The organism is Streptomyces sp. NPDC088785 (assembly GCF_044750685.1).
GTDB lineage: Bacteria > Actinomycetota > Actinomycetes > Streptomycetales > Streptomycetaceae > Streptomyces.
In genome coordinates this window covers 36,566-61,080 of the sequence record NZ_JBIVKH010000004.1, presented here as the reverse complement: position 1 = coordinate 61,080, position 24,515 = coordinate 36,566, and the positions used below count along the sequence as shown (strand labels likewise).

General features: G+C 75.0%; 20 protein-coding genes and 1 pseudogene. 7 read left to right on the top strand and 14 right to left on the bottom strand.

Going from position 1 to position 24,515, the window contains the following annotated elements; all coding sequences use genetic code 11:
- Positions 1–45 precede the first annotated feature (45 nt).
- The gene (locus ACIP5K_RS14280) at positions 46–1,167 is read left to right on the top strand and encodes a DUF2510 domain-containing protein (RefSeq protein ID WP_401409142.1); all 1,122 of its coding nucleotides are present in this window, start codon (positions 46–48) and stop codon (positions 1,165–1,167) included.
- A gap of 157 nt (positions 1,168–1,324) precedes the next feature.
- Here ACIP5K_RS14280 and ACIP5K_RS14275 read toward each other — a convergent pair whose 3' ends face one another.
- Positions 1,325–1,969 carry a TetR/AcrR family transcriptional regulator gene (locus ACIP5K_RS14275; protein WP_401409139.1) on the bottom strand — a complete coding sequence of 215 codons (645 nt, stop codon included), beginning with the start codon at positions 1,967–1,969 and terminating at the stop codon, positions 1,325–1,327.
- 192 nt (positions 1,970–2,161) lie between these two features.
- Between ACIP5K_RS14275 and ACIP5K_RS14270 the strand changes: the two are divergent.
- Both ACIP5K_RS14270 and ACIP5K_RS14265 read left to right on the top strand, forming a co-directional pair.
- A pseudogene (locus tag ACIP5K_RS14270) lies at positions 2,162–2,948 on the top strand (phosphatase PAP2 family protein); the annotation flags it as partial.
- A 190-nt stretch (positions 2,949–3,138) separates the two neighbouring features.
- Positions 3,139–4,029 carry a hypothetical protein gene (locus ACIP5K_RS14265; RefSeq protein ID WP_401409137.1) on the top strand — a complete coding sequence of 297 codons (891 nt, stop codon included), beginning with the start codon at positions 3,139–3,141 and terminating at the stop codon, positions 4,027–4,029.
- Between the two features lie 37 nt (positions 4,030–4,066).
- Here the strand turns inward: ACIP5K_RS14265 and ACIP5K_RS14260 are convergent, their stop codons facing one another.
- A complete protein-coding gene (locus tag ACIP5K_RS14260) occupies positions 4,067–4,648 on the bottom strand; it encodes a TetR/AcrR family transcriptional regulator (protein WP_401409134.1) in 582 nt (193 codons plus the stop codon).
- Between the two features lie 177 nt (positions 4,649–4,825).
- Here ACIP5K_RS14260 and ACIP5K_RS14255 point away from each other — a divergent pair, with 177 nt between their 5' ends.
- Positions 4,826–6,295 carry an MFS transporter gene (locus tag ACIP5K_RS14255; RefSeq protein WP_401409132.1) on the top strand — a complete coding sequence of 490 codons (1,470 nt, stop codon included), beginning with the start codon at positions 4,826–4,828 and terminating at the stop codon, positions 6,293–6,295.
- Positions 6,296–6,338: 43 nt separating this feature from the next.
- Here the strand turns inward: ACIP5K_RS14255 and ACIP5K_RS14250 are convergent, their stop codons facing one another.
- The 6 genes from ACIP5K_RS14250 to ACIP5K_RS14225 all read right to left on the bottom strand — a co-directional run bounded on the left by ACIP5K_RS14250 (position 6,339) and on the right by ACIP5K_RS14225 (position 13,840).
- Positions 6,339–7,181, bottom strand: a complete 843-nt coding sequence (locus ACIP5K_RS14250; RefSeq protein WP_401409129.1) for a phospholipid scramblase-related protein — start codon at positions 7,179–7,181, stop codon at positions 6,339–6,341.
- A 101-nt stretch (positions 7,182–7,282) separates the two neighbouring features.
- The gene (locus ACIP5K_RS14245; protein WP_401409127.1) at positions 7,283–9,337 is read right to left on the bottom strand and encodes a phosphocholine-specific phospholipase C; all 2,055 of its coding nucleotides are present in this window, start codon (positions 9,335–9,337) and stop codon (positions 7,283–7,285) included.
- A gap of 135 nt (positions 9,338–9,472) precedes the next feature.
- Positions 9,473–10,921, bottom strand: coding sequence for a carboxylesterase/lipase family protein (locus tag ACIP5K_RS14240; RefSeq protein WP_401409124.1), 1,449 nt, complete (start codon positions 10,919–10,921; stop codon positions 9,473–9,475).
- 125 nt (positions 10,922–11,046) lie between these two features.
- Positions 11,047–12,006, bottom strand: coding sequence for an ATP-grasp ribosomal peptide maturase (gene tgmB / locus ACIP5K_RS14235; RefSeq protein ID WP_401409122.1), 960 nt, complete (start codon positions 12,004–12,006; stop codon positions 11,047–11,049).
- Positions 12,007–12,020: 14 nt separating this feature from the next.
- Positions 12,021–12,212, bottom strand: coding sequence for a putative ATP-grasp-modified RiPP (tgmA, locus tag ACIP5K_RS14230; protein ID WP_401409120.1), 192 nt, complete (start codon positions 12,210–12,212; stop codon positions 12,021–12,023).
- 275 nt (positions 12,213–12,487) lie between these two features.
- Positions 12,488–13,840, bottom strand: a complete 1,353-nt coding sequence (locus ACIP5K_RS14225; RefSeq protein WP_401409117.1) for a 6-phospho-beta-glucosidase — start codon at positions 13,838–13,840, stop codon at positions 12,488–12,490.
- 124 nt (positions 13,841–13,964) lie between these two features.
- Here ACIP5K_RS14225 and ACIP5K_RS14220 point away from each other — a divergent pair, with 124 nt between their 5' ends.
- Together ACIP5K_RS14220 and ACIP5K_RS14215 are read left to right on the top strand one after the other, a co-directional pair.
- A complete protein-coding gene (locus tag ACIP5K_RS14220; protein ID WP_401409115.1) occupies positions 13,965–14,810 on the top strand; it encodes a hypothetical protein in 846 nt (281 codons plus the stop codon).
- Positions 14,811–14,980: 170 nt separating this feature from the next.
- The gene (locus tag ACIP5K_RS14215) at positions 14,981–16,162 is read left to right on the top strand and encodes a lactonase family protein (protein WP_401409113.1); all 1,182 of its coding nucleotides are present in this window, start codon (positions 14,981–14,983) and stop codon (positions 16,160–16,162) included.
- A 45-nt stretch (positions 16,163–16,207) separates the two neighbouring features.
- On the opposite strand, the gene ACIP5K_RS14210 is transcribed toward ACIP5K_RS14215, so the two are convergent.
- On the bottom strand, positions 16,208–17,224 hold the full coding sequence (locus tag ACIP5K_RS14210) for a LacI family DNA-binding transcriptional regulator (RefSeq protein WP_401409110.1): 1,017 nt from the start codon (positions 17,222–17,224) through the stop codon (positions 16,208–16,210).
- Between the two features lie 94 nt (positions 17,225–17,318).
- On the bottom strand, positions 17,319–18,590 hold the full coding sequence (locus tag ACIP5K_RS14205; protein WP_401409107.1) for an ROK family protein: 1,272 nt from the start codon (positions 18,588–18,590) through the stop codon (positions 17,319–17,321).
- A 417-nt stretch (positions 18,591–19,007) separates the two neighbouring features.
- Here ACIP5K_RS14205 and ACIP5K_RS14200 point away from each other — a divergent pair, with 417 nt between their 5' ends.
- Positions 19,008–20,054: a TauD/TfdA dioxygenase family protein gene (locus ACIP5K_RS14200; RefSeq protein WP_401409105.1), complete on the top strand. Its 1,047-nt coding sequence runs from the start codon at positions 19,008–19,010 to the stop codon at positions 20,052–20,054.
- Between the two features lie 12 nt (positions 20,055–20,066).
- On the opposite strand, the gene ACIP5K_RS14195 is transcribed toward ACIP5K_RS14200, so the two are convergent.
- The 4 genes from ACIP5K_RS14195 to ACIP5K_RS14180 all read right to left on the bottom strand — a co-directional run bounded on the left by ACIP5K_RS14195 (position 20,067) and on the right by ACIP5K_RS14180 (position 24,412).
- Complete coding sequence (locus ACIP5K_RS14195; RefSeq protein WP_401409102.1) at positions 20,067–21,818, bottom strand: aKG-HExxH-type peptide beta-hydroxylase; 1,752 nt, start codon at positions 21,816–21,818, stop codon at positions 20,067–20,069.
- 3 nt (positions 21,819–21,821) lie between these two features.
- On the bottom strand, positions 21,822–22,013 hold the full coding sequence (locus ACIP5K_RS14190) for a hypothetical protein (RefSeq protein WP_401409099.1): 192 nt from the start codon (positions 22,011–22,013) through the stop codon (positions 21,822–21,824).
- 147 nt (positions 22,014–22,160) lie between these two features.
- Positions 22,161–23,255 (bottom strand): caspase family protein, encoded by a 1,095-nt coding sequence (locus ACIP5K_RS14185; protein WP_401409096.1) that lies wholly within the window; start codon positions 23,253–23,255, stop codon positions 22,161–22,163.
- Positions 23,252–24,412 (bottom strand): hypothetical protein, encoded by a 1,161-nt coding sequence (locus ACIP5K_RS14180; protein WP_401409094.1) that lies wholly within the window; start codon positions 24,410–24,412, stop codon positions 23,252–23,254. Before ACIP5K_RS14180 ends, ACIP5K_RS14185 begins: the two co-directional genes overlap by 4 nt.
- Between the last annotated feature and the right edge of the window lie 103 nt (positions 24,413–24,515).

Genomic DNA, 24,515 nt, shown 5'->3' with positions numbered 1-24,515 from the left:
GCCCCTCTCATCCGCCTTTCAGGCGCGCCTCATACTGTGGCGGCCATGACGTCGCAGACTCCCGCAGGCTGGTACCCCGATCCGGGACAGGTTCCAGGCGGCCCGCGCACCGAACGCTGGTGGGACGGCGGCCGTTGGACGGAACAGGTCCGGCCCGCCACGACCCCGTCGCCGATCCCGCCGCAGGACGCGGTGCCCGGGGCGGACCGGCCCCCGGCCCAGCCTCCGGCGCCGCTGCCCCCGCAGCCGGCCTCCATACCGGGCGCCCCGGAACATCCGCCGATGGGGGCCTATCCGGCATTCCCCAATTATCCGGCCTATCCGGGGCAGTTGCCGCCGAAGCCGCGCAGCACGGCGCGCATCGCCATCGCGGCGGTGGTCGCGGTGGTGGTGCTCGCCGGGATCGGCGGCGGCGTGTACGCGCTGAACGCGGGCGACAGCGGCAAGGACGACAAGGCCGGCTCCTCCTCGCAGCGGCCCGAGCCGCCGGGCGGCGGCGGCCCGGAGAACGGTGACGGCGGCCGGGGCGGCAGCGGCGGCACCGGCGGGCCGGACGGCAGCCCCTCTCCCCAGGCGCCCGACGGGTCGCCGCGGGCCCCGCTCGACAAGGGCTTCGCGACCGACATCGGCAACGGGATAGCCCTGCCGGTGCCCGAGGGCTGGACCGGCGCGGACGGCGTCGGGTCCGCCGGGGTGCAGACGGGCACGTACTCCTGCCCCGACGGCTCGGGCAAGCGGTGCGTGAGGGGCGGCGCCTCCAGCGCGTCGTCGAAGACGCTCAAGCTGTCCGCGACCGGCGCCGAGGCCGCCGCCAAGGAGGACATCGCCAAGAACGCGAAGGAGTCCTACGGCGGCAAGACCTATGGCGGGATCACCGGGCACGAGCAGGTGCTGTCGAAGAAGATCACGGTGGCGGGCAAGAAGGGCTACCTGGTCCGCTGGAGCGTGCGGACCAAGGCGAAGGTCGACGCCTGGGTGGAGTCGGTCGCCCTGCCGTCCCCCACCGCGTCCGGCTCGCTGGTCGTGATCCGGATCGGCGTGGACAAGCCGCGGACGGCGAAGGAGAAGGCCGCGGGGCCGGACGACTCGGCGATGGACGAGATCGTCGAGGGCGTCAAGACGGCCGACATCAGCGGCGCCTCGGGCGGCAGCGGCCAGGGCGTCTGACCGCCCGGCCGCCCCGCCACGGCATGCGGGCCGGGCGGGTGCCCCTCCGCTCAAGGAGGAACCCGCCCGGCCCGGGGGTGCGCGCCGCCCCCGTCCCCACGGTGCGGCGCGGGCAGACCGCCGGCCGGTCATCCCTGCGACCGGCGGTCTCCCGTCTTTAGGGGGCCTGACCTTCCCAGGTCAGGCCGAGTCCCGGAATCAGGACGCGCGTCACGAAGCCGACCAGGTAGTCGACGTCGGCGTCGCGCCCTTCCAGGACGGGCCTGCTCCGCAGGACCCCGAAGAGCTGCGCGGCGACATAGGGCAGGGCCGGATGGTCGGCGGCGATCTCGCCGCGCGCCACGGCCCGCGCCACCATCGCGTCGATCGACGCGATCTCCGGCTCGACCAGCGCCTCGCGCAGCGCCCGCTTCAGCTCCGAGTCCTGGAGCATCGCGTGGCCGAGCGCCTGGAGCAGGGCCGTGTCCCGCTTCCCCTGCGCCGCCGCGTGCCGCGCGGCGGCCACCAGGTCCCCGGCGAGGGTACCCGTGTCCGCCGCGAGGAACGTCACGCAGCGGCCGGCGCGCACCGCGGCGGCCACCAGCTGCGGCTTCGTCCGCCACTGCCGGTACAGCGTCGACTTGCTGCAACAGGCCTGCGCGGCGACGCCCTCCATGGTCAGCGCCTCGTACCCGAACCGGCGGAGCTGGTCGAGCACGGCGTCGTAGAACTCCTGGGCGCGCTCGGGGGTGATCTTGGAGCGGCGCGAGGCGGTCGGCGCGGTCGTTCGCACGGTCGCGGTTCCCTGGTCGCGCGTCGTCATCACGGTGCTCCTCGGTTCGGTGGCCGGTGTCGATGAGATCACAACCACTATCGATACGCCAGTGTACCGGTACGCCATCGTTTCGGTACACTGGCGTACCGATAAGCACGATGCGAGTCGTGCTCGACCGCGCCACCGGCGCACCCACGCAGAATCACGCACCACCCAGTCGTCACGAAAAGGGGCCGGGGGATGAATTCCCTTACCGAGCCTGCCGAACCGGAGCCGGACGCATCCGTCGCCCGACCACCCCTGGTCCGCGAGCTCCTGCTGGTCGTAGGACTCTTCCTCGTCTACAAGTTCGGCCGCCAGCTGGCCAATGGCCACACCGCCGAGGCGTTCCGCAACGCCGGCGACGTCTGGCACCTCGAACGGTCCGCGCACCTGCCCGGCGAGGGTCTGGTGCAGGGCGCCCTGCTGCACGGCGACACCCTCGTCCGGGTGGCGAACACCTACTACGCGACCGTGCACTTCCCGGCGACGCTGGCGTTCCTGGCCTTCCTGTACCTGCGCCGCCCGCGGCACTACGTGTGGACGCGGCGGGTGCTGGCCGCGCTGACGGCCGCCGCGCTCGTGCTGCACCTGACGTTCCCGCTGGCGCCGCCGCGGATGCTGGCGGCGGCGCACCTCGTGGACACCGCGCAGGTCTACGGGCCCTCCGTCTACGCGGCCGAGCCGGCCACCGACACCATGGCGAACCAGTTCGCGGCCATGCCCTCGCTGCACTTCGGCTGGGCCCTGATGGTCGCCGTCGGGCTGATCGCGGCGACCCGCTCGAAGTGGCGCTGGCTGTGGCTGCTGCACCCGCTGCTCACCCTGCTCGTGGTCGTCGGCACGGCGAACCACTACTGGCTCGACGCCCTCGCGGCGACGGCGCTGCTCGGGATCGCCCTCGCGGTGATCCGGCTGCCCCGCACCGTGCACGGGCGGGGCATCGGCCGGCATCTGCTGCCGGTCCCGGCCCGCCCGGTGGCCGCCGCCGAGAGCCGGGGCACGCCCGGCGTCGTGCCGTGGTCGCCGCGGCCCGCGTCGCGGACGGCGCCGGGCTCGCTGTCCGCCTCCGACGTCCTGGCCCGGATGCCGGTCCGGATCCCCGTGCGGGTGTCGCCGACCCCCGGCTCCACGTCGGCGGCCACCGCGCCGCGGCCCGTGGCGAGCGGGGCCGAGCGATGAGCGCCACCCTGCTCGCCGTCGCGCTCTCCCTGGTGTCGGCAGTGGCCTACGCCGCCGCGGCCGTCGCCCAGGAGCGGCTCGCCTCGCGGTCGGGCGGCGGCACCCTGCGGCTGCTGGCCACCGGGTCGTGGTGGCTCACGGTGCTGCTCAACGCCGGAGCGGCGCTGCTGCACGTCGCGGCCCTCAAGTACGGGCCGCTCACCCTGGTCCAGCCGCTCGGCGCGCTGACGCTGGTCGCGGCCGTGCCGCTCGGGGCGCGGATCGCCGGGCGGCGGGTCACCGTGCGCGAGTGGCGGGGCACCGCGCTGACCCTGCTCGGCCTGGGCGCGCTGCTGGTGACCGCGTCGGGCCCGGAGCCCGACGACACGCTCTCGCTGCCGCAGGCGCTCGCGGTCGCCGGCCTGACGACGGCGCTCATCGGGGTGCTGGCCCGGCGCGGCGCCCGGCCCGGGCTGCGGCACGCCACCGCGTCCGGGGTCGCGTCGGGGGTCGCCTCCGCGCTCACCCAGACGGTGACGGTGGCGGCGACGGACCGGTCCGGCTCCCCGTTCACGGCGCAGGTCGTGGTGGTGGCGGTGCTGGTCGCGCTGTTCGCCGCCGGCGGGCTGCTGCTGTCGCAGACCGCCTACCAGGGCGGGCTCGGCGCCCCGCTGGCGATGGTGACCCTGGCCAATCCGGTCGCCGCCGCCGTGATCGGGCTCTCGCTGCTGGGCGAGCGGCTCCAGGGCGGTGTCGCGGGGTTCGTCCTCGCCGGGGCGGGGGCCGTGCTCGCGGCGCGCGGGGTGGTGCTCCTGACCCGGGGAGCGGCGCGGGACTCCCTGGTCGTCGCGGGCGGGCAGGTCCCGGCGCCGGTCGACGAGCACGGGCCGGTGGCGTTCGCGCCGTAGTCGCCCCCCCCGGCGGGGCAGGTGGCGCCCGGGGTCCTCACGGGGTCCGGTGGATGCCGTTCAGGGCGTAGGTCAGGACCCGGTCGCGCTGGGCGTCGTCCACGTAGGACGCGCCGGCCACGCCCGACACCATGCGCAGGAGGTCGTCGAAGGTCACCTCGGGGCGCACCGCGCCGGAGCGCTGGGCGCGCAGCAGCAGGGGCTCGCCCGCGTCGAGCATGGCGCGGCGGCAGGAGACGAAGATCTCGGACTCGCCGCTCATCGCCTCGCGGACGGCGCGCTTGGTGACGGTGTACTCCACGAAGCGGTGCAGCCACGTCGTGAGCGCCTGCCAGGGATCGGCCGCCCCGGCGACCTCCTCCGCGAGCCGGCACAGGGCGTCGACCTCGTCCGCGTAGACCGTCTCGAAGAGCACCTGGCGCGTGGGGAAGTTCCGGTACAGCGTGCCGATGCCGACCCCCGCGCGGCGCGCGACGTCCTCCAGCGACGCCTCCCCGCCCTTCTCCGCGAACGCCTCCCGGGCGGCGGCGAGCAGCGCGTCGAAGTTGCGCCGGGCGTCCGCGCGGCGCGGGCGCTGCGCGGCGACCACGCCGCCGACGCGCTCCCTGTCCGTGGTCATGCTGCCTCCACACGAGGTTGAACCGGAGGTACCCCTCCGCTACCATTCATTAAGTCGAGGGGTGCCTCCACTTTAGCAGGGGCGCTCCCTTTTCCCCCGTACCCCCGTGCTCCCCCTTGCTCTTTTCAGCCCGCGCACCGCGCCGGGCCACTCCCTCCTGTTCTGAGAGAAGCCGTCTTGAACCGGAACGCCTCCCCTGCCCGCACCAACCGCCTCACCTTCGCGGTCCTCGCCACCGGCGCCGGCGTGTTCTCGATGATGCAGTCGCTGGTCGCGCCCGCGCTGCCCACGATCCAGCACGCCCTGGACACCTCCCAGGCCACCTCGACCTGGGTGATGACCGCCTACCTGCTGTCCGCGTCCGTCTTCACCCCGATCCTCGGCCGGGTCGGCGACCTCGTCGGCAAGAAGCGGACCATGGTCGCCGCACTCGTCGCCCTCACCGTGGGCTGTCTGCTCGCGGCGCTGGCCCCGAGCATCGGCCTCCTCATCGTCGCCCGGGTCGTCCAGGGCATCGGCGGCGCCCTCTTCCCGCTGTCGTTCGGCATCATCCGCGACGAGTTCCCGGCCGCCCGGGTCAGCCCCAGCATCAGCAACCTGTCCGCGGTGATCGCGGCGGGCGGCGGCGTCGGCATCGTCGCGGCCGGTCCGATCGTCGGCGCACTCGACTACCGGTGGCTGTTCTGGCTGCCCGCGGCGGTGGTGGCCGCCACCGCGCTGATCGCCCTGCGGTACGTGCCGGAGTCGCCCGAGCGCGGCGCGGGCCGCGTGAACTGGGCGGGGGCCGTCCTCCTGTCGGCCTGGCTCGTCGCCCTGCTGCTCCCCCTCAGCCAGGCCACCTCGTGGGGCTGGGGCTCGGCGAAGGTCATAGCCCTGCTGGCCGCCGCCGTCGTGCTGTTCGCGGCGTGGCTGGCCGGCGAGGCGCGGTCGGCGAGCCCGCTCATCGACCTGCGGGTGATGCGGCTGCGCGCGGTGTGGACCACGAACACGGCAGCCCTGCTCTTCGGCGCGGGCATGTACGCCGTGTGGTCGTTCCTGCCGGGCTTCGCGCAGACCCCCTCCTCGGCCGGATACGGCTTCGGGTCGAGCGTGACCGGTGCGGGGCTGCTGATGCTGCCGATGCTCGTGGCGATGTTCCTCGCGGGCGTCGTCAGCGGCCGGCTGGAGCCCGTCGTGGGCGCCAAGGCGCTGCTCGCGGCCGGCGCCGCGCTCGGCGCGGTGTCCTGCGCGATCCTCGCCCTGTGGCACGACCGGCAGGGGCAGATCGCCGTCGCGGCCGGGGTGTTCGGGCTCGGCATCGGACTCGCCTTCGCCTCGATGGCGAACCTGATCGTGCAGAACGTGCCGCCCGCCACCACCGGCGCCGCCACCGGCATGAACGCCAACATCCGCACCATCGGCGGATCCCTCGGCGCCGCCCTGATGACCAGCCTGGTCACCGGGGACCTCCAGCCCTCGGGGCTGCCCCACGAGTCGGGCTACACGCACGGATTCACGCTGCTGGCCTTCCTGTGCCTGGCGGCGGCGCTGGCCGCGCTGCTCGTGCCGGCCGCCCGCCGGGCCGGGCCGACCCGGGTCGCGTCGTCGGCCACCACCCCGGGATCCGCGCCGGAGCCGGAGCCGGAGCGGCAGTCGGCGTCCCGGTGAGCCGCGCGGCGGGGCGGGCCGCCGCGCGGTCCGCCCCGCCCGGTCAGCCGAGGCCGCGCGAGTCCTGCTTGAGGGCGGTGTCCACCGTGAGCGCGGTCGCGACGACGAGGCTGAGCAGCGGGTCGGGCAGCTGGAAGTGGATCTGGAGGACGTAGTTGTCCGCGGTCGTGAACATCGTCTTGGCCAGGCCCTCCCACGTCTTGGTGATGCGGGCGACCTCCTGCCCGGCGTGGTCGACGATGGCGAAGTTCCAGGCCCGCCAGTTCTCCGCCTTGATCGCGCCGACCTGCCGGCCGTCCACGTTCATCGCGAAGCTGATCTTCCCGATGGCGTTCTGCTGGACGATCTCGCCGACCGGCGAACCGTCCGGACGCTCCACGAGGACCCGGGACTTGATGAACTTCGCGGGCCGGGTCAGCACCAGCTGCGGCTGCCCGTACGCGTCGCGGATCTCCAGCTTGTGCGTCATGAACTGGTCGACGGACGACACGAACCGCAGGGCCTTCTTCAGCCCGCTCTGACCGATTTCGGTGACGGAGCCGAGCTGGTTCCCGTGCTGGTCCATGACGCTGTACTCGTTGGTCAGCTCGATCAGCTTCGCCTTCTGGTTCACCACCAGGACCGGCTCGGTGAACAGCGATCCGCCGCCCTGTCCGGCCTGGGCGACCCCGGCCTGCTGCTGCACCTGGCGCTGCACACGGGCGGCGTCCGGATGCTGCGGGGCCGGGGGCTGCTGCGGCGGAACCTGGGCGGCGGGCGCGGGCTGCTCCGCGGGGGCCGCGTGCGTGTGGTCGGTCCACTGGGAACCGTCCCACCACCGCAGCGTCTGAGGCACTCCGTGAGGGTCCGGATACCAACCCGCAGGGGTGTTCGAAGGCGAGGTCACCGGGGCACACTACCGCGCCGACCTGGGAGAGCGACCAGGCCGGCGGGTGTGATGTGCACCCCGGCGCGCGCCCGTCGGCCGGGGGCGCGCGGGGCGCGGGGCTAGGCGGTCGCGAGGCCCGGGTCGCTCACGCCGGCCGTGCCGTTCTCGACGTGCCCGGCCAGCCGGCGCAGGTATCCGGCGTTCCCCTCGACCACGACCGTCAGGTCGTACCAGCGCTTGGTGGTGCGCAGGTCGACGGTCTGCGTGACCGTGGCGCCCGCGCGCACGGTGTACGTCTGGCGTGCGCCGCCGTAGGCGTTGGTGACGGTGAGCCGGGCGTCGCCGGTGCCGGGGTTGCGCAGGGTCAGCTTCAGCCGGCCGGTGCCGTCGTCGTGGCGGGCGGTCACCTCCGGCTCCGCCACCTTGTTGTTGCCCTTGAAGGCGCGCAGGAAGCCGTTCGGGCCGTGCGCCGTGAGGTCGTACCTGCCCGCCGAGTACGCCGAGTTCCAGCTGTCGGAGACCGGCTTGCCCGGGGCGGCCGTGTACGTCCACGGGCCGTCGCCGCGGCTCTGCGAGCGGACCTGGAAGAAGGCGCCCTTGCGGTCGCCGCCGCTGAACGTCAGCTTGTACTTGCCCGTCGCGAGGTCCGCCGCGCCGTCGACGTAGGGCGCGTAGGCGATCGGACGGCTGGGCCGGGAGCCCTTCTCCTGCTTGGGCAGCACGCCCTGCGCGGGCGGCTTGGGCACATAGCTGGAGTGCCGGTCGCGGTCCGGCGGCGCGTAGCCCGCGGTGTCGGGCAGGTCGGCGGGGTCGGTGACCGTGAGGGAGAAGTCGAAGGCCGAGGTCAGGTCGCCGCAGATGGCGCGCCGCCACGGGGAGATGTTGGTCTCCTTGACGCCGAACCGCTTCTCCATGAACTGGAGGATCGAGGTGTGGTCGAACGTCTCCGAGCAGACGTAACCACCCGTGGACCAGGGCGAGACGACGACCATCGGGACGCGGATGCCGAGCCCGTAGGGGCCCGCGGCGCGGCTGCCGCCCGGGTAGTAGTCGAGGGTGGTGTCGACGGTGGACAGGCCCTGGGCGGCGGAGGCCGGCGGGTACGGCGGCACGACGTGGTCGAAGTAGCCGTCGTTCTCGTCGTACGTGACGAACAGCGCCGTCCTGCTCCACACCTCCGGGTTCGAGGTGAGCGCGTCGAGCACCTGGGAGATGTACCAGGCGCCGTAGTTCGCGGGCCAGTTGGGGTGCTCGGAGAAGGCCTCGGGAGCGGCGATCCAGGAGATCTTCGGCAGCTTCCCCGCCTTCACGTCGGCCTTCAGGACGTCGAAGTACCCGTCCCCGGCCTTGGCGTTCGTGCCGGTGCGCGCCTTCTCGTAGAGCGCGTCACCGGGCTTGGCGTTGCGGTAGTTGTTGAAGTACAGCAGCGAGTTGTCGCCGTAGTTGCCGCGGTACGCGTCGTCGATCCAGCCCCAGCCGCCCGCCGCGTCGAGGCCGTCGCCGACGTCCTGGTACACCTTCCAGGACACGCCCGCCTTCTCCAGGCGCTCGGCGTACGTCGTCCAGCCGTACCCCGCCTCCTCGTTGCCCAGCACCGGGCCGCCGCCCGTGCCGTCGTTGCCGACGCAGCCGCTCAGCATGTAGTAGCGGTTGGGGTCGGTGGCCCCGATGAACGAACAGTGGTAGTCGTCGCAGACGGTGAACTTGTCGGCGAGGGCGTAGTGGAACGGGATGTCGTCCCGGGTCAGGTACGCCATGGTGCCGGTCCCCTTGGCCGGGACCCAGTTGTCGTACTTGCCGCTGTTGAAGGCGCTGTGGCCGCCCGCCCAGTCGTGGTCGAGGCCCGCGATGAACTGCATGCCGAGGTCGTCCGCGTCCGGATGGTAGGGCAGGACCTCCTTGCCCGCGCTCACCTGGCTCCACACGGGTTTTCCGCTGGGCAGCGTCACCGGGCGCGGGTCGCCGAACCCGCGCACCCCCTTCATCGAACCGAAGTAGTGGTCGAAGGAGCGGTTCTCCTGCATGAGCACGACGATGTGCTCGATGTCCTGCACGGTGCCGCTGCGCCGGGCGGCCGGGATGGCCGCGGCCCGGTCGATGGAGCCGGACAGGGCGGTGAAGCCCGCGGTGGCTCCCGCGATCTGGAGGAAACGACGCCGATTGAGTTCGGTCATGAGTGGGGGACTCTCCTGTTACGTCATCGGACAGGGCAACGGGAGTTTCCTAGGGGACCAGACGGAAGGGAAGGGATGGTGACGATCATGTGAAGCATGTCGGACGGATGTCCGAAAATCGCCCGCGCGCGCAGGTCAGCGCACCCCGTCCCACAGCACCCGCTCCGCCGCCCGCGGATCCGCCTCGGGGCGGCAGCCGTCCGCGTCGAAGACCATGGTCGTCCGCTCCCCCGCCGGGTCGTACGCGGCCCAGCCGGGATCGCCGGTCGCGGCGAACGCCACCCACACGGCGTGCATGGTGCGGGCCAGCTCCTGCGGCGGCTTCTCCCCCACCATCGCCCGGTAGTCCGGGTCGTCGAGCAGGTCGAAGACGAAGCCGAGTTCCAGGGCGTGGCAGGCGCCGAGTTCCCCGTCGAACCGCGGGGAGCGCCAGGCGAACTCGTAGACGTGGGTGCCGGGGACGGACTCGGCGAGCCGGACGGCCGGGACGCGGTAGAACCAGTCGGTGCCGATCGCTTCGAGCAGCTCGCCGGGACCGGCGCCGGGCCGCTGCCCGCGGTAGGCGCCGTAGTCCACTCCGTACGCCGCCGCGCCGCGCCGCGCCCGCTCCTCGGTGATGCCGTGGAACCGGCCGGTCGGCACCATGAACAGTCGGTTCTCCTCGCGGTTGGAGCCCACGAGCAGATCCACGCCGAGGTCGGGCCCGGGGAGGGCGAGGCCGTCGGCGACCGGTTCGAAGGCCATGGCGTTGAGCGCCGCCTCGCCCCACACCGCCGGGTCGGGCCGGGTGGCCAGGTCCATCCGCAGCGCGGCCTGCTCGGTGAGCAGCCGGGGCAGGGGGACGGCCGCGAACGCCTCGGCGGTGTGGGCGACGCCGAGCCGGTCCGCCAGCCGGGCGCCGATCCGGCGGGCCGACTCCGGGCGGACGAAGTGGTGGCAGGCGCCGCTCTGCAACACGGCGCGCCGCACCAGCCCGCGGGCGCGCGGGTGGGCGAGGAGCTGCCCGATGGCCATGCCGCCGGCGGACTCGCCGAAGACGGTGACGCGGTCGGGGTCGCCGCCGAACGCGGCGATGTTGTCGCGGACCCACTCCAGGGCGGCGAGCTGGTCGAGCAGGCCGCGGTTGTCGGGCGCGTCGGGCAGGTGCAGGAAGCCGTCGGTGCCGAGCCGGTAGTTGACGCCGACGAAGACGACGCCGTCCCGGGCGAAGGTGTCGCCGCGGTAGCCGGTGGAGTTGGCGGACCCGTTGGAGAACGCGCCGCCGTGCAGCCACACCAGGACGGGCAACCGGGCGCCGGGGCCCGGCTGCGGGGTCCAGACGTTGAGGTTCAGGCAGTCCTCGCCCGCCACGGTGGTCTCGGGGATGAGCGCGTCGAAGGGCGGGGTGTACGGGGCCTTGGGCGCGGTCGGGCCGTAGCCGGTCGCGTCCCGTTCGCCGGTCCAGGGTTCGACGGGGGCGGGCGCGCGGAAGCGCCGGGGGCCGAAGGGCGGGGCGGCGTAGGGCACGCCGAGGAAGGCGGCGACGCCCTGGGCGGTGGTGCGGCCGCGCAGGGCGCCCTGGGCGGTGGTGACGACCGGTGTCATGCGGTGCGGGCTCCCTCGGTCGGGCGGGCGGTGCGGCGGCGGGCCGGGCCGGGCCGGGCGCACCGGGTGCCCGGTCGGCGGGCCCCACCGTCTCTCGTACCCCGTCGGACACCCCCGCGTAAAGATCACGGACCGGTCGGGTCCGTCGCGTCGGCGGCCAGCCACTGGGCGACGGCCCTGCCGATGGGCTGTCCGGTCTCGATCTCGATGAAGCCGAACTGGCCCGACTGGTTGCACTCCAGGAACCACCAGATGCCGTCCGCGTCCTCGGCGAAGTCGAAGGCGCCGTAGGCGAGTCGGGCCCGGGAGAGGTAGGCCGTGACGCCCTCGGCGACGCGGGCCGGGACGGGCACCGGACGCCAGGTGACGCCGGAGGCGCTGAAGCGGACGTCCACCACGGCGTCGTCGTCGGTGTCGGGTCCGGCGGCGGCCCGCGCGGCGAACATCCGCTCGCCGACCACGGTGAGCCGGATGTCGGCGGTCTTGCGGATCCGGCGCTGGAGCAGCGTCGGTCCGTGCGCCACGGCCCGGAAGTCCTCGCCGGGGCGGATCCGCGTGGTCGGCACGGCGAGCCCGTCGTCGCCGGGGTGGGCTCCGGAGACCGGCTTCACGACGAGGTCGGGGTGGCGTACGGCGAACTCGCGTGCCACGCGCGGGAAGGTGGTGATGAGGGTGGGGGGCACCGGCAGGCCGCACTCCCGCGCGAGCCAGAGCTGCCAGGGCTTGTGCCGGGCCTGCCGGGCGGCGTCGGGGTGGTTCATCCAGCGGGCGCCGGTGCAGCGCAGCATCCCGTACAGCGCCTGCCCGGACTCCTCGGACAGCCAGGTGGAGGCGGCGGCGGAGCGGGTCGCGGGGGTGCCCGGTCTGCGCACCCAGATGGAGCGCAGACCCCGCATAGCGACGACCCGTCCCCCGACGGACAGATGGCCGTCGAACGCGCCGTGCGCGTATTCCCCGGACACATCGACGGCGCCGGGCAGTTCGGCCGGATCCAGTCGCAGGACGGGGATTCCATTGGCGTTCAATTCGACGACGGCGAGGTCGGCGGTCACGTCCTGTTCACAGGTGAGGATCAGTACGGTCATTTCCGCGCGGCCGCTCAGTCGTCGAAATGCGTTTTGGATCCGGCCGTGGAGGTCGTCGACGCGCACGCTCGCAACACTGCGTAGTCACGCGCAGCCACCGCGCCATCGGGCAGCAGGTTCAATTGCAGTGCGGAGTCGTATGTGTACGACGCGCTGACCTCCACCTCTCTCACAGGGCGAGCATAGTTCAGAGCGAACGGTCGCATGGGCTCTCCTAGTTGGGGGGTGCACCAAGTCAAGCGCATGGTGACTCTCCGACGTCACAGTCCTGGCGAATATCTCGGATTCTCTCTGTAGGACGCGTCACACCTGCGGACGAGTTCATTCCGCCACGCAGAGTGATGACGCTACGTCAGGCAGGAAAAAGGGGCGGCTCTATGGAGCCGCCCCTTCCCAATACCGCCTTTACACGCCTTTACACGTCCTCAAGTGGCCCTCCACACGCGAATGCCCAGGACCTTCCGCATGCTGTCGGGTCCTGTCACCGGGTGAGGTAGCCGAGGCCCGGGTGGGCCGCGGTGTAGCCGTCGACGAGGCGGCGCGCGACGGTGACGGAGTCGACGAGCGGGTGCAGCGCGAAGGCGCGGACGGCGGTGGCGCGCGAGCCGGACTCGGCGGCGTCGAGGACGTCCCGCTCGACGGCCTTGACCGCGGTGACCAGACCGGTGGCGTGCAGCGGCAGCGGGTCCACGGAGACCGGGTGCGCGCCGCCCGCGTCGACCAGGCAGGGCACCTCGATGACGGCGTCGGCGTCGAGCGCCGCGAGGGTGTGGCCGTTGCGGACGTTGAGGATGAGGGTGGTGCGTTCGTCGCGGGCGATGGCGCGCATGAGCGCGAGGGCGACCCGCTCGTAGCCGCCGGACTCCAGGTCCTCGGCCGCGCGCTCGCCCGCGCCCGCCGCCTCCCGGTTCTCCGCCATGTAGGTGGCCTCGCGCTCGGCGCGGGTGCGGTCCCAGGTGGTGAGGGCCGGGGCGGCGGGGTCGGCGAGGTCGGCGTAGAACCGGGCCTGCTGGTCGCGCAGGAACGCGCCGCGCGTCTGCTCGGCCTGCTGGTAGGCGCGGACCGTCTCGCGGTTGAAGTAGTAGTAGTGCAGGTACTCGTTGGGGATCGCGCCGAGCGACTGGAGCCAGTCCGCGCCGAAGAGCCGGCCCTCCTCGAAGGAGCCGAGCAGCGCGGGGTCGGCGAGCAGCCGGGGCAGTTCGTCGCGGCCGTCGACCTTCAGCCCGCGCACCCAGCCGAGGTGGTTGAGGCCGACGTAGTCGATCCAGGCGCGGTCGGGTTCGGCGCCGAGCAGCCGGGCGATGCGGCGGCCGAGGCCGACGGGCGAGTCGCAGATGCCGATGACGCGGTCGCCGAGGTGGCGGGACATGGCCTCGGTGACCAGGCCGGCCGGGTTGGTGAAGTTGATGACCCAGGCGTCGGGGGCGAGGCGCCGGACGCGCCGGGCGATGTCGACGGCGACCGGCACGGTGCGCAGCCCGTAGGCGATGCCGCCGGCGCCGACCGTCTCCTGGCCGAGCACGCCCTCGGCGAGGGCCACCCGCTCGTCGGCGGCGCGGCCGTCGAGGCCGCCGACACGGATCGCGGAGAAGACGAAGTCGGCGCCGGCGAGTGCCTCGTCGAGGTCGGTGGTGGCGGTGACCTCGGGCGCGTCGGCGACGCCCGCGGCCTGGTCGGCGAGGACCCGCACGACCGCGTCCAGGCGGGCCCGGTCGACGTCGTGGAGGGTGACGTGGGTGACGCGGCCCGCGGCGTGGTCGCCGAGCAGGGCGGAGTACACCAGCGGCACGCGGAAGCCGCCGCCGCCGAGGATCGTCAGTCTCGTAGAAGTCATGCCACAACCACCTTTGCGCCTGCCTCCGTCTGCGAGGGTGCCGCGATCACGGTTCGCCGCACGCGGCGCACCCTACTCGTCCGATCGCCTGCGATCGCGCGGGCCAATGGTGCAGGCTACGGGCATGTCGAGACCCTTACAGCACCGACGATCCGTCCGCGCGGCCGCGGTCTGCGCGACGGCCGCCCTCACCTTCTGCGCGGGCGCCGCGAGCGCGGGTGCGGCCGAACCCACGTGGACCGAGACCGGCACGTCGTACGTGAACTCGCTGACCGGCGGCCAGGGCGTGGCGAGCCGCGCCGACGGCACGCTCCTGTACCGGGGGCCGGCCTCGGTGCCGCTCGCGCTGCGCGTCGCGGGCTGGTCGCACGTCGGCGACCCGGACATCGCGCGCGGCTACACCTTCGACGCCTACCAGGGCGGTGACACGGCGACGCGGAAGATGTACGCGGTGACGGCCCCCGACGGAACCCGGACGACCTACGAACACGGGCTGGACCAGGGCGAGTTGCTGAACAACTCGTTCGCGTCCGTGTCGCCCGACGGGCAGTGGCTGGTCTCCGGCGAGTGGGGCACGGAGAGCCGGCTCCAGGTCTTCCCCGCCCCCGTCCTGAACCCCGCCGCGCCCGCGCCCGGCACGGACCTGCCGCAGGCCGGGCAGATCAGTCTCGACCGGCCGGTGGAGAACATCCAGGGCTGCGACTTCGTGACGGACACCCGTCTGCTGTGCGCGTCGGACGACGCCGCCAAGGAGGTCCTCCAGGTCGACCTGGCCCGTCCCCTCGACGGGAGTCCGGTCGCCGGCCGGGTCTCGACGGCCTTCACGATCCCGCGGCGCAGCATCTGCGGTGGCTCGTTCGAGGCCGAGGGTATCGACTACGACAGCGCGCGTGGCACCCTGCGCGTGGAGATCGTGCCGCCGTCGCCGTGCCTGGTGGCGACGGCCGTGGTCTCGTACCGGCTGCGCTAGGGCCCGTCTCCGCGCTCCCGTCGTCGCCCGGAGGGCGGCCGCTCCGGGCGCCTCGGGGCAGGCGGGAGCGTGCGGACGGGAGTGTGCGGACGGGAGTTCGACGACAGGCACGACAGGCCCTCGGTCCCCACGGCCGGGGTGGTCCCCCCACGACACAGGAGGTTCCCCGGATGTCAGGTACGCGAGACGGCGGCACGGGACGCCGGGGATTCCTGGGGGCGGCCGCGGCCGTCGGCGCGCTGGCGCTGTTCCCGTCGCCGGCGCAGAAGGCCACCGCGGGACCGCGGCCGGAGCCGGCCGGGACCGGCGCGCCGCGGGCGGACGCCGGGCAGCCCCTGTTCCTCGGCACGTACACCTCGCAGCAGGGCGGCGGCACCGGCGTCGGCATCGCCTCCTACGACCCGGGGAGCGGCGCGATCACCGGGGTGGGGACGGTCGAGGGGGTGGCCGATCCCTCGTACCTGGCGGTGCGGCCGGACGGCGGGACCCTGTACGCGGTGGACGAGCGGCAGGACGGTGCGGTGACGGCCGTGCGGACGGCCGACCGCGTCGTGCTCGGCACCCGCTCGACCGGCGGGGCGGGCCCCTGCCATCTCTCGGTGCACCCGTCCGGGCGCTGGCTCCTGAGCGCCAACTACGGGTCGGGCAGTGTCGCCGTGCACCCGATCGACGCCTCCGGCGCGCTCGGCGAGCGCACCGCGCTGGTCGCGCACGACGTGCCCGCGCCCGGCCCGGGACAGGACGGGCCGCACGCGCACCAGATCGTCACCGCTCCGGACGGCGGCCACGTCCTCGCCGTCGACCTCGGCAACGACACCGTGTACACCTACCGCCTGGACACCACGGCGGGCACGCTCACGCAGGTCTCGTACGCGGCCCTGCGTCCGGGCGCGGGCCCGCGCCATCTCACCTTCCACCCCGGCGGCCGGTACGCGTACCTCGCCAACGAGGTCGACAACACGGCGGTCGTCTGCGCGTACGACCCGGACAGCGGCCGGCTCACCCCGGGCGAGCCGCAGTCCACCGGTACGGGGACGGGCACCAGTTACCCGGCGCAGTTCCTCGTGACGCGGGAGGGCGGGTACGCGTATCTCGCCAACCGGGGCCACAACAGCCTCACCCGGTACGCGGTCGAGGCGGACGGGGCGCGGCTGCGGCTGCTCGACACCGTGCCGGTCGGCGGCGACTTCCCGCGCCAGATCGCGTTCTCGCCGGACGAGGCGCTGCTTTTCGCGGCGAACCAGAAGTCGGGGTCCGTGAGCGTCTTCCGCGTGGACCACGCCTCGGGCGGCCTCACGCCCGCGGGGACGCCGTTCGAGGCGCCGGTCGCGGTGTGCGCGCTGCCGCTGTAGCCGGGAGCGGCACCGGACGGGCCGGTCGGGCCGGTCGGGCGCCGCTCAGGTGTCGGCGGGGGTGCGGGCGGTGCTCGCGCGCACCGTCAGCTGCGGTGCGAGCAGCACGGCCTCCGGGTCCGCGCCGCGCCCCTCGACGAGTGCGACGGCCCGCTCGACGGCGCGCCGCCCCATCTCCCGCGCGGGCACCGCGACCGAGGTGAGCGGCACCGAGGCCCGCGCGGCCACCTGCTCGTGGCAGACCGCGACGACCGAGACGTCCTCGGGGACGGCGCGGCCGGACTGCCGCAGGAGGGCGAGCAGCGGGTCGGTCGCCGCCTCGTTCTGGACGACGAAGGCGGTGGTGCCGGGGCGTTCGTCGACGATCCGGGACAACGTCGCCGCGACCGCGGCGTACGAGCCCTCGCACGGGCGGTGCAGCAGCCGCAGGCCCAGCTCGGCGGCGCGCCCGCGCAGCCCGGCCAGGGTCCGTTCGGCGAAGCCGGTGCGCCGCTCGTAGACGGCGGCGGCCTCGCCGACGACGGCGATCTCGCGGTGACCGAGGCCGGCGAGGTGCTCGACGCAGGCGGCGCCCGCGGCGGCGAAGTCGAGGTCCACGCAGTGGAGTCCGTCCGGGTCGGACGGCAGGCCGATCAGCACGGCGGGGCGGGTGGCGGCGCGCAGCAGGGGCAGTCGCCCGTCGTCCAGCTCCACGTCCATCAGGATCATCGCGTCGGCGAGCGCGCTGCCCTCGATGCGGCGCACGGCCTCGGGGCCCTCGTCGCCGGTGAGCAGCAGGATGTCGTAGCCGTGGGCCCGGGCGGCGGTGGCGACGGCCGTCGCGATCTCCGTCATCACCGGCAGGTACATGTCGGTGCGCAGCGGCACCATCAGGGCGATGATGTTCGACCTGCTGCTGGCCAGGGCCCTGGCCCCGGCGTTCGGGTGGTAGCCGAGGGTGCGGACGCTGCTCTCGACGCGTTCGCGGGTGGCGGCGGAGATGGGCCGCTTGCCGCTGAGGACGTAGCTCACGGTGCTGGCGGAGACTCCCGCGTGCCGGGCGACCTCTGCCAGCGTGACCATGTCGTTCTCCTGAGCCGGTGGGAAGGGGCGGACCGCGGGGCGGGTCCGGGGTGAGGCGCGTCGACGCCGCCGGTGCCGCCCCGGTCCGCCGACCTTATGGGGCCCGGTGGCCGGCTGTCGAAGAGGGCTCCGGAGCGCTCCGGGCGGCGGGTGGCGCGGCGCGCAGGGGGTCCCTGAACAGGGGGTGGAGCAGCACCGTGCCGGCCGCGACGGGCAGCACGCCCGGTCCGGCGCGGGGTCCGACGATCCGCTCGGGGTCGTCGCACACGTGCGAGTGGCCGACGGCCGCGGTCCTGATCTCCGTCAGGTACGTGTCGTGGAGGAGGCTCGACTGCTCGGTGACGACCACGAGGTCGGGGTTGAGCACGTCGAGGAGGAGGGCGACGGCCCGGCCGACCGCGCGGGCCCGGGCGCGCAGCAGCCGGTCGGCGCGCGGGTCGCCCGCGGCGGCCGCGTCGAGCACCAGCGCTGGCCGGGGCTCCGGGACGATGCCGTGCCGGACCGCCGTGGCCGCGAGCACCGTGTCGGACGCGGTCGCCTCCAGGCAGCCGGTGCGTCCGCAGGCGCAGGGCGCGGTGGAGTCGGGCACCGGCAGGTGGGCCACATCGCCGGCGCCCGCGCGCGGGCCGCGGTGGACGACGCCCGCGATGCCGAGCGCCGCGTCCACGACGTTGCCGACGAACAGGTGGACCAGGCTGCGCCGGGCGGCGGGCCGGCCGAAGAGGATCTCCGACTGGGCGATGGCGCGGGCGTGGTTGTCCAGGCGCACCGGCAGGCCCAGCGCGCGGGACAGCTCCGCCGCGAGCGGCCGGTGGCGCAGGGCGAGGGCGTCGTGCCGGACGACGACGCCCGCGCCGGGCTCGACCCAGCCGCCGAGGACGGCGCCGACGCCGAGCAGCGGCCGTCCGGCGGGGGCCGTGGCGAGGAACTCCCCCAGCGCGGAGGCGACCTGGCCGATCAGCCGGTCGGGTCCGGTGTGCCGGTGCGGGAAGGTGTGCCGGGCCACGACGCGGCCGCGCAGGTCGACCAGGCCGAAGGTGGAGGAGGGCACGCCGATGTGCAGTCCGGCCGCGAGCGGGCCGCCGACCTCGCCGGTGTGCAGGTCGACGGGGATCCGGGGGCGGCCCACCGCCTTGGGGGCGGCCGGTCCGGGCAGGTCGCGCAGGAGGCCGCGGCGGGCCAGGTCGGTGCACTGCCGGGAGACCGCGGCCGGGCTCAGGCCGCTCAGCCGGGCGACCTCGGCGCGGGCGACGGGGCCGTGGTCGAGCACGGTCCGCAGCACTCCGGCGGCATTGGTGTCCCGGCGGCCGTCGCCGGTCATCCGCGCGGGGCGGCGCTCGCTCCCGCCGGGGTCCGTGCGTGGCATCGTCGGTCCCTCCTCGCGTGCGGCACGGCCCGCAGCCTATGCGGCCGGGGCGGCTCCGCGGGGCGCGGGGAACATTGCGGGTCCGTGAAATCGCGGGGCGCCGCCGGGTGGGCGGGGCGGGCCTCAACTGGCCTGTTCAGGGCGGTATTCGGCGCCGCGGCGGTGGGGGGCCGCGGTGCGGGCGGGCCGGTTGACGCCGCTCGGCCCCGGTTGCGACGCTCCGGGACATGACCGCGATGACGTGTCCCTGTAGCTGAGCACCCGGCCCGCCCCCGGGGGTGACCGCACCCCCTGCCGCCGTGCCGGCCGTCGGATCGCGCCGCGGACGTGAGCCCGCGGCGCCCCGCGCCCGAATTGCTTCCGCACCGAGCCGAACCCCCGCCCCGCGCGTTCCGCGCGCCGAAAGGACACCCCGCCATGACCACGACCGCCCCCGAACCCACCTCCACCACCGGCACCGGCACCGGCACCGGCACCGGCACCGGCACCGGCACCGAACTCGCCGTGACCCGGCTGAACGGCCGTCTCGGCGCGGTCGTCGAGGGCGTGCGCCTCTCCGGTGACCTCGCGCCCGCGACGGTCGCGGCGATCCGCGCGACGCTGCTCGCCCACAAGGTCGTCTTCTTCCGCGGCCAGGACCATCTGGACGCGGCGTCGCACGAGGCGTTCGGGAGGCTGCTCGGCACCCCGGTCGCGCATCCCACCGTGCCGTCCGCCGACGGCCGTTACGCGTTCCCGGTCAACTCGGACCACGGCGGCCGCGCCAACCAGTGGCACAGCGACGTCACGTTCGTGCCCGCCTACCCGGCGTTCTCCATCCTCCGCGCGATCACCGTCCCGCCCTACGGCGGCAACACGCTGTGGGCCAACACCGCGACGGCGTACGCGCATTTGCCCGCCCCGCTGAAGGAGCTGGCCGAGCGGCTGCGGGCGGTGCACTCCAACGACTACGACTACGCGGCCCTGCGCCCCGACGTGGTCCCGGAGCAACTGCGGCGGTTCCGCGACGTGTTCGCGAAGATCAAGTTCCTGACGGAGCACCCGGTGGTCCGGGTCCACCCGGAGACCGGTGAGCGCACGCTGCTGCTCGGCAACTTCGTGCAGCGGATCGCCGGGCTCACCGGCCGGGACTCGCGGGACCTCCTCGACCTGTTCCAGCGGCACGTCGAGCGCCCGGAGAACACCGTCCGCTGGGCGTGGCGGGCCGGTGACGTGGCCATCTGGGACAACCGCGCCACGCAGCACTACGGCGTCGACGACTCCGACGACCACGAGCGCGAGCTGGCCCGCGTGACGATCGACGGCGACGTCCCGGTCGGCGTCGACGGCCGCACGTCGACGCTGCTGTCGCCCGAGTCGGTGCCCGAGCCGGCGCACGGCATCGCGTCGGGCGCGTCCACGGCGGCGACGGGGACGCCCACCGCGCTCCCGGAGGCCTCCGGGGTCCCGCCGGTCACCGGCTGAGCGGGGCGCCGGTCAGCCGGTGCCCGCGAGCCAGCGCACGGCCTCCGCGGCGTCGCCGTCCACCACGTCCAGGGCGGCGGCGACCCGCTCGGGCCGGGCGAGCAGCCGGCGTGCGCGGGGGTCGAGCAGGCTGTGCGCGAGGAGCAGCCCGGACAGGGCGTGCGCGTCGCCCGGGGCGCGCCGCAGCCGGGCCGCGTACAGGTCGCGGGCCCGGACCGGGTCGCCTGAGGTGAGCCGGGCGTCGGCGCCGGGGCCCGGGCGCGGGGTCAGGTACCCGGCGGCCCGGGTGTCCTCCCAGTGGGCGGCGGACCCGCCCGGCACGGGTTCGGGGGCGGGTCCGCGCGGGGGCGGTGCGCCGTCGGCGCGGGCGCGGGCGAGCGCGGCGCGTTCGGCGGGGCCGCAGCGCAGGTTCCGCAGCCGCCACTCGACGCGGTGGCTGACGGCCGCGGCGCGGGCCCGGGCGGCCACGGCGGGGTCGACGGGCTCGCGCAGCCAGCGGTCGAGGGTCGCGGCGAGCCCGGCGACCAGGCGGCGGCCCGCCGGGGTGAGGTCGGCGCGGGTGGCGAGGGTGCGCACCACGAGGCGGGTCTGGAGGCGGCGCAGCGCGAAGTGGAAGGCGGCGGCGCTGCCGGGCCCCCCGGTGCGTTCCGCCATGCGGGCCCGCCAGAAGCCGGCGACGCCGGTGAACGCGTAGGCGCCGTGCAGCAGTCCGGGCAGATGGCGGGGGTCGGCCCGCCAGGGCGCGTAGAAGCGTTCGGCGCGGTCGTCGGCGAGGAGCGGGAAGAGGTGGAGGAGCGCGCCGAGTTTGCTGTGCTGGAACTCGTGGACGAGGGTCTCGGCGAGGTCGGTGGCGTCGTCCGGGCGGGAGACCATCATCGAGCCGAAGGCGTCCCCGGTGGACGCGCTCAGCCGGACCCCGGAGCCCTCCTCGGTGAGCCAGGGGACGAGACGGGTGATGTCGCCGGGGCGGAGGGTGCCGACGGCGTCGGGGTCCGGGGTGCGGGCGAGGAGGGCGTGCGCCTCGTCGAGCGTCTTCTCCCAGTGGGCGAACTCCTCGGCGGGCAGCCGGGCGGGGGGCACCGGTTCGTCGAGGTCGCGGTAGGGGTCGAGGTCGTCGAGGACCGCGCCGCTGGGCCGCAGGGTGCGCAGGGGCAGCCAGCCGGGGACGTCGGGCCGGGTGCCGGGGGCGTCGAGCGGGCGCACGCGGACCGCTCCCGCGGTCACCGCCCCGGCCCGCACGGACACCCGTACGGTGTCGAACGCCCGGTCGCGCGGGCCGAGTTGCAGGAGGCCCAGGGTCGGCAGGGTCAGGCCGCCGGCGCGTACGGGCGCGGTCAGGTCGGCGTCCGTACCGGCGAGGAGGCTGGCGGTGGCGGCGAGGCAGGCGAGGTGCGCGGCGTCGGCCCACAGCGGCGGGCCGGACGCGGAACCGTGCAGGCGGCGCAGCATGTGGGCGATCCAGGCGCCGCACTGCGGGCTCATGAGCAGCCCGTCGACGGCGGCCGGGGCGTGCCGGGCGGCCGTCTCCAGCACGCTCCACACGGGCGCGGTCCCGCCCGCGGGGCCGAGGGCGGGACGGGGCAGCGCGTCGAGTCCGTCGAGGAGTTCGCGCAGCAGGAGCAGCCGGCGGGTGCGCTCGCCCCTGCGCAGGAACGCGACGGCCCGCTCGGAGCCGCCGCCCGCGGCCAGTTCGTCGAAGAGGTGCCCCGGCATGCGCAGGGCCGGGGTGTGCGGGGTGTCCGACGCCGGCGCCGACGCGGTCACCCGCTACTCGGCCCGGCCGGGATTGCTGCCGCCCGAGATGGCGCCGGGGCGGGGGCGGCGGGTCTCGTCGAGGAGTCTGCGGCTGGGTCCGAGGCCGTGGATCCGGCGCAGCTCCGCCAGGCCGACCTCGGCGAGGTCCGCGAGGTCCGACTCCACGTGGTCCGCCGGACGGTCGGCGCGCACCGGCTCGCTCAAGGTGTTCTCCCCCTTCACCCACGACGGCACGCGATGCCGCCTTGGTCCTGTGTCCATCATGACGAAGCCTGCCCGGTCCCGGAACCCGTAGGCCCGCCGGATGATCGGGAAGCGTCTGTTGGCCGATTCCCGTCGGGTGCGCCCACCTCATCCGGACGCCAACGCGGTGATCGCGGCGGCGAGTTCGGCGGCCCGGTCGGGGTCGTCGTCGAGGGAGGTCACCGCCTCGTACAGGGTCCACAGGGCATCGGCGGCGCGGCCGTGGGCGCTCACGATGGCGACGAGGTCGGGGCGGGGGGCGGGGTTGCGGCGCATCCGGGCGGTGAGCCGCGGGTCGAGCAGCAGCACCAGGCTCTGGCGCTCGTCGGAGCTGTGCGTGAACGGGTAGGCGAGGAGGGCCTCGGCGACGCGCGTGAGGGCGGTGAGGGCGCCGGGCCCCTGCCGCCGTCCGGCCGGCGGGCCCAGCGTCCGCTCGTGACCGGGCCGTCTGACGATCAGGGTGGGCAGCTGGGCGGAGCGGCCGGACGCCCAGATCTCCCGCTCCACGCGCTCCCGCACGGCCGTGAACAGCCGCTCGGGGTCGGGATCGACGGTGGCCGCCGACCGGTCGAGTTCGTCCTGGACGAGGCGGGAGAAGACGCCGCCGCGCAGCACCGGGTCGTTGGCGGCGCGCTCGCCCCGGGAGGCGGCCAGCAGCAGGACCTGTTCGTGGCCGGTGGTGCGGGCGCCCGCTCCCAGCCGCTCGGTGTCCAGGGAGCGCGGGAAGCCGTGCCGTTCGTCGAAGGTCTGGCAGGCGTCGACGACCCAGGTCTGCCGCGCGAACCCGGCGACGGCGTCGCTGGCCAGCAGCCGGCAGGCGGACTCCAGGTCGAGGTTGCGGCGCCCCTGTCCGGTGGCGTCGGCGTAGTAGAGGCGGATCCGCTCGTCCTGGTCGAGGACGCCGTGGCCGCCCCACCACACCCACAGGACGTCGCCGTCCAGGGCGGGGAGTTCGTCGGTGAGGGTGCGGTGCAGGGTGCTCTGGTCGGCGGGCCGGTACGGGAGCGCGGGCCGGTGGCCCCCGGTGGGGGCGAGGTGCAGCAGGATGTTCGCCTCGGGCACGCCGCGCCCGCGCAGCCAGGCGTGGAAGCGGACGGCGTCGTCGGCGGGTCCCGGCAGCCGCCAGCCCTCCCCGGCCGCGTACTCCTCGATGCCGACGACGAGCGCGGTGACCCGGCGCGGGTCGGTCCGTGCGGGGGTCACGGCAGGCGGGCCGCGATGGCCCGGTAGACGGCGGGGTCGTCCCAGTAGGCGCTGTGCGCGGCGGGGAAGGGCTGGCGGCTGTCGGTGGCCACGTCGGTGACCCGGCCGGGGAAGAGCCCGGCGCCGACGTAGCCCAGCAGGTCGCGGCGGTCGTACAGGTTCAGCCAGTCGGGCACGTGCGGGGGCAGCGGCTGCGGGTGGGTGAGGGAGGGCAGGGCGCCCGTCTCGTACAGGAACGGTCCCTGCGAGCCGACGGTGACGAGGAGCGCGACGGACGGCTGGGGGTCGAGGACCAGGGTGTCGAGGGCGATGATGCCGCCGAGGCTGTGTCCGAGGAGGACCACCGGCGGTTCCTGGCGGGCCGTCAGGTCGCGCAGGCCGCGGCGGACGTCCGCCCCGCGCGCGAGATAGCGCAGGATGTCGCCCGCGGCGGGATGGACGGCCTCGGTGAGGGCGCGGCGGCGGCGCACGGCGGTCCGTGAACCGGCGCTCAGCAGGGGCCTCTTGAGGGTGCGCAGCAGCAGTCCGCGTTCCGTGCCCCCGGGGGTGGCACCCAGTGCTCCGGCGAGCCGCGCGACGGCCGCGTCCCGGACGTCGCCGGTGCACAGTACGGGTGCGTCGGAGTCGAGGGCGGCGCCGATGGCGGCGGCGGCGAGCGCGCGGGCGAGCAGCCGGGCCAGTGCGTCCGGGTCGAGGGCGGCGGCCGCGGGCGCCAGCAGCGGGGAGCGGGCGAGTGCGGCGGCGTGCGCCGGCAGGTCCGGGCCCAGCTCGGGCGCGAGGTCGCCGACGCGGCGCAGCAGCCGGGCCGCGCGCTCGTCGGGGAACTCCGCGCCGGGCGCCGTCACGGTGGTGCCCGCGCCGGCCGCGGCGAGCGCGAGTTCGGCCTGGGGATCCTCGTACAGCAGGGCCCAGACGTCCGTCCCGTATGTCCCGTCCGTCTCGTCCGCCCCGGCGGGGCCGCGGCTCGTGCCGCCGGGGCCGTCCGGGATGCTGGCGCCCCGGGCGGCGAGGACGGCGCCGTGCTCCTCGCCCCAGTAGTAGGGGACGACGCGGGCGTGCGGCGCCGTCGCGGCCAGCCCCGCGGCCGCCCGGGCGTGCAGCGCGCCGAAGCGGGGTTCTCTGACCCCCGTACCGTGGATGAAGACGACCGTGGTCATACGTCCAGCCCCCGTGCCGGTCCGATGTACTGATCCCTGCGTCGCTCAGGGTCATCCTAGGGGCAGACATGGAGAGTTGGGACAGATGTGCGATACGGGAACA

What these genes read in the sequence shown, in the direction of transcription:
- ACIP5K_RS14240 (WP_401409124.1), bottom strand. Translation starts at nt 10,921, where the DNA reads ATGACACCGGTCGTCACCACCGCCCAGGGCGCCCTGCGCGGCCGCACC.
- ACIP5K_RS14245 (WP_401409127.1), bottom strand. Translation starts at nt 9,337, where the DNA reads ATGACCGAACTCAATCGGCGTCGTTTCCTCCAGATCGCGGGAGCCACC.
- ACIP5K_RS14180 (WP_401409094.1), bottom strand. Translation starts at nt 24,412, where the DNA reads ATGACCACGGTCGTCTTCATCCACGGTACGGGGGTCAGAGAACCCCGC.
- ACIP5K_RS14280 (WP_401409142.1), top strand. Translation starts at nt 46, where the DNA reads ATGACGTCGCAGACTCCCGCAGGCTGGTACCCCGATCCGGGACAGGTT.
- ACIP5K_RS14205 (WP_401409107.1), bottom strand. Translation starts at nt 18,590, where the DNA reads ATGCCACGCACGGACCCCGGCGGGAGCGAGCGCCGCCCCGCGCGGATG.
- ACIP5K_RS14210 (WP_401409110.1), bottom strand. Translation starts at nt 17,224, where the DNA reads ATGGTCACGCTGGCAGAGGTCGCCCGGCACGCGGGAGTCTCCGCCAGC.
- ACIP5K_RS14275 (WP_401409139.1), bottom strand. Translation starts at nt 1,969, where the DNA reads ATGACGACGCGCGACCAGGGAACCGCGACCGTGCGAACGACCGCGCCG.
- ACIP5K_RS14265 (WP_401409137.1), top strand. Translation starts at nt 3,139, where the DNA reads ATGAGCGCCACCCTGCTCGCCGTCGCGCTCTCCCTGGTGTCGGCAGTG.
- tgmA (WP_401409120.1), bottom strand. Translation starts at nt 12,212, where the DNA reads ATGCGACCGTTCGCTCTGAACTATGCTCGCCCTGTGAGAGAGGTGGAG.
- tgmB (WP_401409122.1), bottom strand. Translation starts at nt 12,006, where the DNA reads ATGACCGTACTGATCCTCACCTGTGAACAGGACGTGACCGCCGACCTC.
- ACIP5K_RS14260 (WP_401409134.1), bottom strand. Translation starts at nt 4,648, where the DNA reads ATGACCACGGACAGGGAGCGCGTCGGCGGCGTGGTCGCCGCGCAGCGC.
- ACIP5K_RS14225 (WP_401409117.1), bottom strand. Translation starts at nt 13,840, where the DNA reads ATGACTTCTACGAGACTGACGATCCTCGGCGGCGGCGGCTTCCGCGTG.
- ACIP5K_RS14200 (WP_401409105.1), top strand. Translation starts at nt 19,008, where the DNA reads ATGACCACGACCGCCCCCGAACCCACCTCCACCACCGGCACCGGCACC.
- ACIP5K_RS14220 (WP_401409115.1), top strand. Translation starts at nt 13,965, where the DNA reads ATGTCGAGACCCTTACAGCACCGACGATCCGTCCGCGCGGCCGCGGTC.
- ACIP5K_RS14215 (WP_401409113.1), top strand. Translation starts at nt 14,981, where the DNA reads ATGTCAGGTACGCGAGACGGCGGCACGGGACGCCGGGGATTCCTGGGG.